This window comes from Microvirga vignae (assembly GCF_001017175.1).
Lineage (GTDB): Bacteria > Pseudomonadota > Alphaproteobacteria > Rhizobiales > Beijerinckiaceae > Microvirga > Microvirga vignae.
In genome coordinates, this window is record NZ_LCYG01000032.1 from 1 (window position 1) to 11,608 (window position 11,608).

Here is an 11,608-nt window from a genome sequence, read left to right on the forward strand (position 1 = left end):
TTCGGAGCGTCCGAGAAGCGGAGTGTGCCGAAGTGGCCGGTCGGCAGGTCGCCGTTGTCGAAGAACGACAGGGCGCGACCAGCGGTCAGGCCGCCGAACTGGATGAAGGCCTGGTCGACGTTCGGGGTGTTGACGAAAGCGCCGTACACGCCGGTGTCGCGGGTGATCTCGAAGCGGACGAACGTGCGCAGCAGGCCGTAGGCCGTGGCGGTACGGGCGTCGAGCTGGATGCGGCCACGAGCGCGGAAGCCGATCGCGTCCTGATCGCGGGTTTCCGGCTCAACGTAACGCAGTTCGGCGCGGACACGGCCGCCGACGCGGAGGCAGGTTTCCGTGCCGGGGATGTAGAAGAAGCCTGCGCCGTAGGTGGAGCAGACGCGGACGTATTCGACGGCAGCGGCCTTCTTCGCGGGAAGATCAGCGGCCTGAGCGCCGGCAACGGCGGCGAGACCCGCAACCGATCCGAGCAGAAGGCTCTTAACGAGCTTCATGGTTAAACCTCCAAAGTTTCGAGACCCTTGGGGGGTCGGGCTTTTGTGCTCTGAAGGCTTCGATGAAGCTCCAAACACACCCTTTTCCCCTAGTGATCTGGCGGCCCGCCTTTCGGCTGAACCCACCAAATGACGACTGGGGTGCCCCCGTCGCTTCTGTCACATTAGCCAGAGCGGTTCCGCAAGCAACCGAATGAAGGCACAAAATGGGCAGTCAGGGGGGCTTTTCAGGGGCATGTTGCACAAAGGCAACGTTTTCATCCCAAGGTGTTTACCTTCCGTCAAACTTTGAGGTCGGTTCCTAACAAACCCTTAATTTTCAAGGGCTTTCAATCTGAGGAGCGGCGCCCGGAACATAGTCCCTCATCCCCAATTTCAGGAATCACGAACGGGTGAGCCTGTGAATAAGTTTGTCCACATATTGGGCAGGACTGGGCCTCTGCAACTCGAAAAAAGAAGGCCGGGCAGGTCCCGGCCTTCGTCGAATCGTGGCCTCAAAGGGAGCCTCAAGCCACCTTCGGCTTCAGGACACCACGGCGAATCTGATCCTCCTCGATGGATTCGAAGAGCGCCTTGAAGTTGCCCTCACCGAATCCTTCATCGCCTTTGCGCTGAATGAACTCGAAGAAGATTGGGCCGATGGCGGTCTTGCCGAAACGCTGGAGCAGCACCTTCGTGAACCCGCCCTCCACGACGCCTTCGCCATCAATGAGGATGCCGTTCTTCTGTAGACGATCGAGAGGCTCGCCGTGGCTCGGGAGGCGCTTGTCGATGCGCGAGTAGTAGATGTCGTTCGGCGCGGGCATGAATTCGAGCCCGCTTGCGATCAGCGTCTCAATGGATTCATAGAGATCTTGCGAACCCAGGGCGACGTGTTGAATGCCCTCGCCTTTATACTCCTGCAGATACTCCTCGATCTGCCCGGTCTCGCCGGCATCCTCGTTGATCGGAATGCGGATCTTGCCGTCGGGGCTCGTCATCGCGCGGGAATGCAGGCCTGTCAGCTTGCCCTCGATGTCGAAGTAGCGGATTTGCCGGAAGTTGAAGAGACGCTCATAAAAACCCGCCCATTCGTTCAGCCGGCCGCGATAAACGTTATGGGTCAGGTGGTCGATATAATAGAGGCCGACGCCGCGCGGCTTGGGATCTTTCTCACCGAGCCACTCGAAGTCCACATCATAGATGGAGCCCTTCGCACCGTAGCGGTCGACGAAATATATCTGCAGGCCACCGATGCCTTCGATAGCCGGGATCTCGAGTTCATTAGGACCGACCTGCGTCTGTGCCGGCTTGGCGCCCATGGAGAGCGCGCGCTCATAGGCATATTTCGCATCGACCACGCGGAAAGCCATGGCTGGAGCGGATGGGCCGTGCTGGCTGGCGAAGCGTTCGGCGAAGGAGCCGGGTTGTGCATTCACGATGAAATTGATGTCGCCCTGCCGGTAGAGGAGCACGTTCTTCGAGCGGTGCTTGGCGACGACGGAGAACCCCATCGTCTTGAACAGCTCATCCAGCGCCTGCGGATCGGGGTGGCAGAATTCCACGAACTCGAAACCGTCGGTCCCCATCGGATTGTCTTCGCTGATGGCCGGTGGCGGTGCGTCGTGCGGGAACGGTCCCATGGCTTTCCTCCTGTCATGGATGCAGGCTCATTGAGGGCCTGCCGGTTTTTCGTCGGCGCATGCCTCACACGGGATGCGCCCCTTCTCACACCGCGTCCGGCTGGCGTTCCGGCGCGGCATCCTGAAAGGCGCGGAGTTCAGCGCAGGCTGCATCCACCGCGACGATCTTCGGATAGGCATGAAGCGGGATGTTGAAGCGCCGCGCATTGAAGACCTGCGGCACGAGGTAAATGTCAGCGAGCGTCACGCGCGAGCCGCAAACATAGGGGCCGGGCTCGATAAGTGCCTCGATAGCGTCGAATCCTTCGCGGACCCAATGGGCATACCAAGCATCGACTATCGCCTGATCATGCCCCAGCTTTTTCTTGAGATAATTGAGAGGCCCAAGATTGTCGAGCGGATGAACATCGCAGCCGATGATCGACGCGATGGCGCGTACCTTCGCGCGATTCACGGCACCGACGGGCAGCAGGGGCGGCTCCGGGTAAACCTCATCGAGATATTCGAGGATGGCGGGAGACTGGATCAGTATCGTGCCGCCGATGTCGAGAGCGGGAATGCGCTTCTGAGGGTTGATGGCGCCATATGCTTCTCCCCGCTGCTCGCCCTTGAGAAGGTTCACGGCCACGGATTCGTATGGCACGCCCTTGAGATTGAGAGCGATCCTGACCCGGTAGGCCGCCGAGGAGCGAAAATAAGTGTAGAGCTTCACCCTTCCGCCTCCCCTTCAGGTGCCATCTGGCGCGCGTGGCCGCTCAGGCGATCGATGAGGGAGGCGAGAACCCTCTGCTCCTCCTCGGTCAGCACGGAGATGAAGCGCTCCTCGAAGGCGAGCGCCTCGGGAGCCAAGGCCTCGTAGATCTCCCGCCCTTCCTCCGTCAGCTGCAGCAGTTCCTCCCGCCGATCGTCCTCGTTTGGGCGGCGCGCGATCAAACCGCGCTGCTCCAGGGCCGAGACCGCCCGCGAGACGGTGGATTTGTGCATGACACCGTGAGCCGCGATGTCCCGGGCCGTGCGGTATTCGTACTGGCCAAGCGTCGCAATGACCCGCCAAGCGGGAATCGAGAGGCCGAACCTCTCGGCGTAGATCTGCGCCAGCGCGTTCGAGGTCAGGCTCGCCAGCACATTGAGGCGGTAGGGCAGGAAATGCTCCAGGACCACCATAGGGCTGGGAGCCTCCTGTTTCTTTGCTGCGGAACGTGGGGCCATGGTTGACAAAATTTTGTTGCTGATGCAACTAATAGGATAAATTCGTTGCATTAGCAACTAGATTTGCGAGCCGTCCGGCCAATATCAAACGAGACTGCGATCGGCTCCGTTCCAGGGAGAACGCCTATGAACGTTCAGAACGTCTCCGGTTTCCAATCCGATGAGCCACGCAAAAGCGCTATCGTGCCGGGCTACATGTCGGGCTTCGGCAATTCGTTCGAGACGGAGGCGCTGGAGGGGGCCCTGCCCATCGGGCGCAACTCGCCGCAGAAGATCAATTACGGCCTTTATGCCGAGCAGCTCTCCGGCTCACCCTTTACGGCCCCGCAAGCAACCAACCAGCGCTCCTGGCTTTACCGCATTCGTCCGTCGGTAAAGCACTCCGGTCGCTACGTGAAAGTGGACAAGGGCCACATGCGCACGGCGCCAGCGGCGCGTGAAGAGAGTGATCTCCCTCTCGGGCAGTTGCGCTGGGATCCGACACCGATCCCGGATGAGGCACTCACCTTCGTGTCTGGTCTTCGCACCATCACGACGGCGGGCGATTCCGACACGCAGACCGGCATGGCGGCGCATGTGCTTCTCGTCACGCGGTCCATGGACAACGAGTATTTCTTCAATGCGGACGGCGAGTATCTCATCGTGGCGCAGCAGGGTAAGCTGCGCTTCCGCACCGAGTTCGGCGTGATCGACATCGAGCCCGGCGAGATCTGCATCATCCCGCGCGGCGTGATCTTCAAGGTCGAACTCATCGACGGCGCGGCGCGCGCCTATGTGTGCGAGAACTACGGCGGCTCCTTCACCCTGCCTGATCGCGGTCCCATCGGTGCGAACTGCCTAGCCAACCCACGCGACTTCCTCACGCCGGTTGCAGCTTATGAAGACAAGGAAGCCCTCTCCTTGCTCTTCGTGAAGTGGGGTGGCGAGCTTTATCGCACGGAGATCAACCAGTCGCCGCTCGACGTGGTGGCGTGGCACGGCAACTACGCGCCTTGCAAGTACGACCTTCGCCATTTCTCGCCGGTCGGCGCGATCATGTTCGATCATCCCGACCCGTCGATCTTCACCGTGCTCACCGCACCCTCCGAGACGCCCGGCACGGCGAACGTGGATTTCGTGATCTTCCCAGAGCGCTGGTTGGTGGCGGAAAACACCTTCCGCCCGCCCTGGTATCACCGCAACCTGATGTCGGAATTCATGGGCCTGATCTACGGCGTCTATGACGCGAAGCCCGAAGGCTTCGTGCCGGGCGGCATGTCGCTGCACAACCAGATGCTGCCACATGGTCCCGACACGACGGCTTTCGAACATGCGAGCAATGTGGAGCTGAAGCCGGTGAAGCTCACCGGCACCATGGCTTTCATGTTCGAAACGCGCTTCCCGCAGCGCGTAACGAAATACGCGGCCGAACTGCCGACGCTTCAGGACAACTACATCGATTGCTGGCGCGATCTGAAAAAGCACTTCGACCCCAACAAGCGCGAGCCGAAGTGAGGGCTACATTCGACACGCACGAGAAAAAGGCCGGCGCAGGGCACCGGCCTCTCTTAGGCATTCAAGGCTTCCGAGGCCTACGCCCGTCCGCGTGTGCGGATCATGAAGGTGTCGAAGGCGTATTCGTTGAGCTGCCACCAAGGCAGCACATCGTTGCGATAAGCCACCATCGAGTCATAGGCCTTCTTAAAGTTCGCGTTCTTGGCCGAGAGCTCGTCGTAAAGCTCGTTGGCCGCCTTGAGCGAAGCCTCCATGATGGGCTGCGAGAAGGTGCGCAGCTCGGCACCCGCGCCCACCATGCGGCGCAGCGCCTGGCCGTTCACGGCGTCGTACTTTGCCAGCATCCAGTTGTTTGCAGCCTCGGCAGCGTTGGACATAATGGCTTGGTAGTGCTTGGGCAGCTCGTCCCATTTCGCCTTGTTGATGACGAGGTGCAGCATGGCACCACCCTCCCAGAAGCCGGGCGCGTAGTAGTACTTCGCGACCTTCAGGAAGCCGAGCTTCTCGTCGTCATAGGGGCCGACGAACTCTGCCGCATCGAGCGTGCCACGCTCGAGAGCGGGATACACGTCGCCCGGGGCGATCTGCTGCGGCACGACTCCGAGCTTGGCGAGGACCTGGCCGCCGAGGCCGCCGATGCGGAACTTGAGACCCTTCAGATCATCGACGGTGTTGATCTCCTTGCGGAAGAATCCGCCCATCTGCGCGCCGGAATTGCCGCAGACCAGCGAGGTGCAGTTATACTTCGCGAGCACCTCGTTGATGATCTCCTTGCCGCCGGCGAAGTGCCACCAGGAATGAGATTGACGGGCATTGAGGCTGAACGGCAGGCCGGTGGCGACGCCGAGAGCCGGCTCGCGGCCGATATAGTAATAGGTCGGGGTATGGGCGAGTTCGACGGAGCCGTTCTCGACCGCGTCCATGGCCTGGAGACCGCCGACGATCTCCCCCGGGGCGAAGACCTGGATCTGGAATTTGTTGTCGGTCGCTTCCGCCATGTACTTGGCGAAGGTCTGGGCCGTGCCGAAAATCGTGTCGAGCGACTTGGGGAAGCTCGAGGTCAGACGCCAGCGGATTTCGGGGCTGGACTGAGCGATGGCGGGGGCCGCCACCGTGGTGGCTGCGGCCGCAAGGCCAGCCCCCTTCAGAAAGTTTCTTCTCTTCATCGTCGTCATTGGCGTTTCCCCGCGGACTCTTTCGTTGCAAGCTCAATAAACCACAACAACCAGGTGGGTGGCTATGAAGCTCTCCTCGCTCAAACAGGGCCGTGATGGCCGGCTCGTAATCGTCTCGAGGGACCTGACCCGCGCGACGGACGCATTTTTCATTGTTCCGACGCTACAGCAAGCCCTCGACGATTGGGAAAAAGTCGAGCCTCGCCTGCGTGACCTCGCGGAACAGCTGGAGCACGGATCCGTGCCCTCCTTCCGCTTTCACGAGCATGACTGCGCTTCGCCCCTGCCCCGCTCTTACCAGTGGGCGGACGGATCGGCCTATGTGAATCACGTAGAGCTGGTACGCAAAGCCCGGGGGGCCGAGATGCCCCAATCCTTCTGGACCGATCCGCTCATGTATCAGGGCGGCTCGGATTCATTCCTCGGGCCACGTGATCCGATCATCGCCGTCAGCGAGGCGCAAGGCATTGATTTCGAGGCGGAAATCGCCGTGATCACGGATGACGTGCCCATGGGCGCGACCCGGGAGGAAGCAGCAAATGCCATCCGCCTCGTCGTTCTCGTCAACGACGTTTCGTTGAGAAACCTGATCCCTGCCGAACTCGCCAAGGGCTTCGGCTTCTTCCAGTCGAAACCCTCTTCAGCCTTCTCTCCCGTGGCCGTCACGCCCGACGAGCTGAATGATGCATGGGATGGTGGCAAGGTTCACCTGCCCCTCCTCTCCACCCTCAACGACAAGCCCTTCGGCAGGCCCAATGCCGGGGTGGACATGACCTTCGACTTCCCGACGCTCATCGCGCATGCCGCCAAGACCCGGCCGCTCGGAGCCGGCACGATCATCGGCTCGGGCACCGTCTCTAACAAGGACGAAGGCGGAGGGCCGGGCAAACCCATCGACGATGGCGGCCTCGGCTATTCCTGCCTTGCGGAGCAGCGCACGGTGGAAACCATCCTCCACGGCGAGGCCCGCACGCCCTTCATGCGCTTCGGCGATACGGTCCGCATCGAGATGAAGGACAAGGAAGGCCACTCGATCTTCGGCGCGATCGAGCAGGAGGTTGTGGCTTATCGGAAGGAGACTTGATGCGTCTCCCATAGGCGACCGCCCGGAGCGCTCTACAACACTGCGTGCAAGCAACGCAGGGAGCACCCCATGGACGATCACGTCTACAAAGTTGTCGAACTCGTCGGCTCATCCACGGAGAGCATCGAGGATGCCATTCAGACGGCGATCAGTCGCGCGGGCAAGACATTGAGAAACCTGCGTTGGTTCGAAGTCCTGCAAACCCGTGGGCATGTCGAGAACGGCGAGGTGCGCCATTATCAGGTGGTGCTGAAGGCAGGCTTCACCCTTGAAGAAGGCAGCCAGTAACCCTCAGCGCCGCTCCCGTGAAGTCAGTCGTCCGCACGAACATCGAAGAGACGGGGATACTGATGGGGCTGTGAGCGCAGGTACTGATTTGGCGCCTTGACGGAGGCGCCGAAATACGCGGCCGCGTGCCAAGGCCAGCGCGGATCGTAGAGAATGGCTCGGGCCAAGGCGATGAGGTCGGCATCGCCGGTGGCGAGAATGGCCTCCGCCTGCACATAATCGGTAATCAGACCGACCGCGATGACCGGCATCCTGGTGGCTGCCTTGATGGCGCGCGCAAGCGGCACCTGATAGCTGGGCCCCACGGGGATCTGCTGCGCCGAGGAAAGACCGCCGCTCGAAACGTGCATCCCACTGCATCCGCGCGCTTCGAGCGCCTGTGCGAAGGCGACGGTCTCCTCGATCGTCCACCCGCCCTCGGCCCAGTCGGTTCCCGAGACCCGCACCGTGACGGGCCGCTCCGCCGGAAAGGCAGCGCGAACGGCATCGAACACCTCGAGCGGAAAGCGCATCCGGTTCTCCACCGAACCACCGTAATCGTCCGTTCGCTGGTTGGACAGTGGCGAGAGGAACTCGTGGATCAGGTAACCGTGAGCCGCATGGATCTGCACCGCATCGATGCCTAGCCGCGAAGCCCGCCTGGCTGCTTCGGCGAAAGCATCACGCACGCGCGCCAGCCCATCCCGGTCCAGCGCGGTCGGAGGCACATCACCGGCAGCGAATGGAAGCGCCGAGGGCGCTTCCGTCTGCCAGCCGTTGGCGTGATCCGGTGAGATCTGATGCCCCCCTTTCCAGGGCACCTCCGTGGAAGCCTTGCGCCCGGCGTGAGCCAATTGAATGGCAAACGGCATGTCGGACCAGCGTCGGACGCTGTCCAGAACGCGCCCCATGGCGGCTTCGCACTCATCCGAATAAAGGCCCACGTCGGCATAGGTGATGCGCCCTTCCGGCACGACTGCGGTCGCCTCGATAGTCAGGAGCGCGGCACCCGAGAGAGCCAGCTGACCGAGATGAATCACGTGCCAGTCGGTCATGCACCCGTTCTCGGCCGAGTACTGGCACATGGGTGCGATCACAATCCGATTGGGAAGTTCAAGCTCTCCGACCCGGAAGGGCGTGAACAGATTTGCATGGGCCATAGCTGTCTCCCAGGTAACGGCAGGGCTCGAAGTCACCGAGCTAAAACGCGCAAGAGATCCAAAAGGTCTAAGCGGAGCGATCAGCCGAGACGGGCGACGATGTCCCCCATAAACATCGTCGCCCACCAGGTGACAATTCGCTACTTCACCTCGGCCTCGTAGATGTAGAGCACGGACTTGTCGTCCTCGGGCATGAAGTAGCCGCGAATCCCCGCCTCGCTCGTCTCCATCCAGACCGGGTTGTGGGTCATGTCGAACCCGGAAGCGGTCCAGAGCAGCACCGGCGTCTGGAAGAGAGGGCGCCCATCGGTGAGATCGACCAGATCGAGCCCGCCGAGCCGGAACGGAGCTTGATCGGGCGTGACCCGCATTTCCGTGACGCCGGAGCATAGCATGCGGTGATTGCCAGTGTATTTGCAGTCCTGATAGTCGAGATAGTGCGACGTGTTCAGCTTCCTCAGCTTCTCAGGCGATTCATCCCCATTGGTGGGCTTGCCGCCGGCATCGAGAGTCCAGCGATAGAACCGGCGCGAACCCCAGCTCACGCCATGCAGGGAATTGTCGTCGGTATCGTGAACCACGCCGCCGATATGGTCCGCGAAGCGGAACATCTCCTCCGCCTTCATTGTCTCCGGATCGACCCGGTAGACGATGGAGCGGCTGTTCGGCCGATATTCCGCCACCGGCACCCAGATATAGCGCCCGTCATAATCGATCCCGCCCGGATGATAGATCGAGCCTTCCCCGAGGGTGATCTCCGAGATGAGGTTGCCCTTCATGTCGATCTTGAAGAGATGACCCACGCCCGCACCCGTGTCCCGGTCATAACCATCCACGGGCTGCGGAAAGCGCCTGGTCGGTTCCTTGATCTCCACAGACGACACGAACAGCGTATCGCCGATCCTCACCATGCCCTGCGGATGATAGGTCATGAAGTTGATCGGAACGGCCGAGACCGGCCTCCACTGCGTGCCACGAGACAGCTTGGTGACCCGTTCGGCCAAGAGATCCCGATCGAGATCGGCCGCCTGCAGGACCGAGGGCACCGCCCCGACACTGAGCATCGTCAGAAATACGGTCAGGAAATATCGTGAAAAGCAGTTCATCACACTCCTCCTTGGTGACGATCCGCTTCTAGCGAGCGGGTGATGTCACTTTAGTGTCGAGTTCCCATCCTCAGCAATGCCGTTAGGTCATACCGAACGCTCATTGTGCGGACCGGGGTGACGGGTCGACCTTATCCCTCCAGCTCCTCACGCAGCATCTCCAATTCCAGCCACCGCTCTTCCGCCGCATGCAGATCCGCCTGCAGCTGCGTGAGCGCGTCCATTGCCTTCTGGAACCGGGCGGGGTCGCGGGAATAGAGTTCCGGATCGGCGAGGATCTCCTGGACCTTGGCGATCTTGGCCTCCAGCTCCTCCATGCGCTTGGGCAGAGTCTTGAGGTCGTGCTGCTCGTTGAAGCTGAGCTTCCGCTTGGCTTGAGCCGAAGGCGCAGCAGCTTGTTTCTCGGCACTCCTCGGCTTCACGTCCTTCTCGGCGGTACGGGCCTGCACGCCCTGGCCGCGCTGGGCCACCATGTCGGAATAGCCGCCCGCATACTCGATCCAGCGCCCCTCGTTTTCCGAGACGAGGACGGAGCCCACCGTGCGATCGAGAAAGTCGCGGTCGTGGCTGACCAGGATGACCGTGCCGGAATAATCCGTGATCATTTCCTGCAGCAGGTCGAGGGTTTCGAGATCGAGATCGTTGGTCGGTTCGTCGAGAACGAGAAGATTCGAGGGCTGAGCCAGGGCGCGGGCCAGCATGAGACGATTGCGCTCACCGCCGGAGAGCACGCCCACGGGGGTGCGGGCCTGCTCGGGCGAGAACAGAAAGTCCTTCATATAGCCGATCACGTGCTTCGTCTGCCCGCCGATGGTGACGCTATCCCCTCGCCCGCCGGTGAGCGTCTCGACCACCGTCGCGTTGGGATCGAGGCTCGCGCGCCGCTGGTCCAGGGTGACCATCTGCAGGTTGGAGCCCAGGCGCACCCGCCCCGAATCCGGCTCGAGATTGCCGGTGAGCAGGTTGATGAGCGTGGTCTTGCCCGCGCCGTTCGGACCGATGATGCCGAGCCGGTCGCCGCGCAGGATGCGCAAGGAGAGGTTCGAAACGATGGGACGCGCGCCGTAAGCCTTCGAGATGCCCTCCGCCTCCACCACGAGGGTGCCGGACTGCTCGGCCTCGGCCAGGGTCATATTGACCATGCCGACGGCGCGCTTGCGGTCGCGGTATTGCTGACGCATGGCATGGAGGTTGCCGAGACGTCGGACATTCCGCTTGCGCCTTGCGGTCACGCCGTAGCGCAGCCAATCGGCTTCGGCCACGAGCTTGCGACCGAGCTTGTGGTGCTCGGCCTCCTCCTGTTCCAGCACCTGATCGCGCCATTCCTCGAAATGGGCAAAGCCCTGGTCCATGCGCCGGGTGCGGCCCCGGTCGAGCCAGATGGTGGACTGGGACAGGCTTTCCAGGAAGCGCCGGTCGTGGCTGATGAGCACGAGGGCGGAGCGCAAACTCTCCAACTCGCTTTCCAACCACTCGATGGCCGGGAGGTCGAGATGGTTGGTCGGCTCGTCCAGCAGCAGAATATCGGGCTCCGGAGCCAGCACATGGGCGAGCGCCGCCCGGCGGGCCTCCCCGCCCGAGAGATCGGCAGGCTTCTCTTCGCCGGTCATGCCGAGCTGCTCCAGCAGGTAGCGTGCCCGGTAAGGATCATCGCCCGGGCCGAGGCCGGATTCCACATAGGCCAGGGTATTCGGAAAGGCGCTCAGATCCGGCTCCTGCGCCAGGTAGCGCACGGTAGCGCCGGGCTGGACGAAGCGCTTCCCGCTGTCCGGCTCGATCATGCCTGCGGCAATCTTGAGCAGGGTGGATTTGCCCGAGCCGTTACGGCCCACGAGGCAGGCGCGCTCGCCGGGCGAGACGGAAAGTTCCGCGCTCTCGATCAGGGGCGTTCCGCCGAAAGTGAGCGCGATGTCCTGGAGAAGAAGAAGAGGAGGAAGAGCCATTCCTGCTCACCTGACACCTCTTGCCTGAGGATGCAAGACCACTCTGTGGGTGTTACG

11 protein-coding genes are annotated in these 11,608 nt (G+C 62.0%); 3 read left to right on the forward strand and 8 right to left on the reverse strand.

Annotated features, from left to right (window positions below):
- From AA309_RS12455 to AA309_RS12470, 4 genes are all read right to left on the reverse strand, one after another.
- Nucleotides 1–491 (reverse strand): porin (locus AA309_RS12455; protein ID WP_047189349.1); only part of this gene is annotated, 491 nt, incomplete at its 3' end.
- A gap of 506 nt (nt 492–997) precedes the next feature.
- Nucleotides 998–2,113, reverse strand: coding sequence for a 4-hydroxyphenylpyruvate dioxygenase (hppD, locus tag AA309_RS12460; RefSeq protein ID WP_047189350.1), 1,116 nt, complete (start codon nt 2,111–2,113; stop codon nt 998–1,000).
- A gap of 85 nt (nt 2,114–2,198) precedes the next feature.
- The gene (gene maiA / locus AA309_RS12465) at nt 2,199–2,825 is read right to left on the reverse strand and encodes a maleylacetoacetate isomerase (RefSeq protein WP_047189351.1); all 627 of its coding nucleotides are present in this window, start codon (nt 2,823–2,825) and stop codon (nt 2,199–2,201) included.
- Nucleotides 2,822–3,277: a MarR family winged helix-turn-helix transcriptional regulator gene (locus tag AA309_RS12470; RefSeq protein ID WP_052954667.1), complete on the reverse strand. Its 456-nt coding sequence runs from the start codon at nt 3,275–3,277 to the stop codon at nt 2,822–2,824. The genes maiA and AA309_RS12470 overlap by 4 nt, the downstream gene beginning before the upstream one ends.
- Nucleotides 3,278–3,448: 171 nt before the next feature.
- On the opposite strand from AA309_RS12470, the gene hmgA reads away from it, so the two are divergent.
- On the forward strand, nt 3,449–4,816 hold the full coding sequence (hmgA, locus tag AA309_RS12475; protein WP_047189353.1) for a homogentisate 1,2-dioxygenase: 1,368 nt from the start codon (nt 3,449–3,451) through the stop codon (nt 4,814–4,816).
- A 77-nt stretch (nt 4,817–4,893) separates the two neighbouring features.
- Here hmgA and AA309_RS12480 read toward each other — a convergent pair whose 3' ends face one another.
- A complete protein-coding gene (locus AA309_RS12480; protein WP_047189584.1) occupies nt 4,894–5,982 on the reverse strand; it encodes a TRAP transporter substrate-binding protein in 1,089 nt (362 codons plus the stop codon).
- Nucleotides 5,983–6,055: 73 nt separating this feature from the next.
- Between AA309_RS12480 and AA309_RS12485 the strand changes: the two genes are divergently transcribed.
- Entirely contained in the window at nt 6,056–7,075 is a 1,020-nt protein-coding gene (locus tag AA309_RS12485; RefSeq protein WP_047189354.1) for a fumarylacetoacetate hydrolase family protein, read from the forward strand.
- Nucleotides 7,076–7,144: 69 nt separating this feature from the next.
- Nucleotides 7,145–7,363 carry a dodecin gene (locus AA309_RS12490; RefSeq protein ID WP_047189355.1) on the forward strand — a complete coding sequence of 73 codons (219 nt, stop codon included), beginning with the start codon at nt 7,145–7,147 and terminating at the stop codon, nt 7,361–7,363.
- Between the two features lie 23 nt (nt 7,364–7,386).
- Here the strand turns inward: AA309_RS12490 and AA309_RS12495 are convergent, their stop codons facing one another.
- The 3 genes from AA309_RS12495 to AA309_RS12505 form a co-directional block, all read right to left on the reverse strand.
- Nucleotides 7,387–8,502, reverse strand: coding sequence for an NADH:flavin oxidoreductase/NADH oxidase (locus AA309_RS12495; protein WP_047189356.1), 1,116 nt, complete (start codon nt 8,500–8,502; stop codon nt 7,387–7,389).
- Nucleotides 8,503–8,642: 140 nt separating this feature from the next.
- Nucleotides 8,643–9,608 carry a DUF6454 family protein gene (locus tag AA309_RS12500; RefSeq protein ID WP_084731167.1) on the reverse strand — a complete coding sequence of 322 codons (966 nt, stop codon included), beginning with the start codon at nt 9,606–9,608 and terminating at the stop codon, nt 8,643–8,645.
- A 131-nt stretch (nt 9,609–9,739) separates the two neighbouring features.
- Nucleotides 9,740–11,551: an ABC-F family ATP-binding cassette domain-containing protein gene (locus AA309_RS12505; protein ID WP_047189357.1), complete on the reverse strand. Its 1,812-nt coding sequence runs from the start codon at nt 11,549–11,551 to the stop codon at nt 9,740–9,742.
- Nucleotides 11,552–11,608: the final 57 nt, after the last annotated feature.

Bases quoted from the DNA above. Each gene is read 5' to 3' on its own strand.
- hppD (WP_047189350.1), bottom strand. From the start codon at position 2,113: ATGGGACCGTTCCCGCACGACGCACCGCCACCGGCCATCAGCGAAGAC.
- AA309_RS12470 (WP_052954667.1), bottom strand. From the start codon at position 3,277: ATGGTGGTCCTGGAGCATTTCCTGCCCTACCGCCTCAATGTGCTGGCG.
- hmgA (WP_047189353.1), top strand. From the start codon at position 3,449: ATGAACGTTCAGAACGTCTCCGGTTTCCAATCCGATGAGCCACGCAAA.
- AA309_RS12480 (WP_047189584.1), bottom strand. From the start codon at position 5,982: ATGAAGAGAAGAAACTTTCTGAAGGGGGCTGGCCTTGCGGCCGCAGCC.
- AA309_RS12485 (WP_047189354.1), top strand. From the start codon at position 6,056: ATGAAGCTCTCCTCGCTCAAACAGGGCCGTGATGGCCGGCTCGTAATC.
- AA309_RS12490 (WP_047189355.1), top strand. From the start codon at position 7,145: ATGGACGATCACGTCTACAAAGTTGTCGAACTCGTCGGCTCATCCACG.
- AA309_RS12495 (WP_047189356.1), bottom strand. From the start codon at position 8,502: ATGGCCCATGCAAATCTGTTCACGCCCTTCCGGGTCGGAGAGCTTGAA.
- AA309_RS12500 (WP_084731167.1), bottom strand. From the start codon at position 9,608: ATGAACTGCTTTTCACGATATTTCCTGACCGTATTTCTGACGATGCTC.
- AA309_RS12505 (WP_047189357.1), bottom strand. From the start codon at position 11,551: ATGGCTCTTCCTCCTCTTCTTCTTCTCCAGGACATCGCGCTCACTTTC.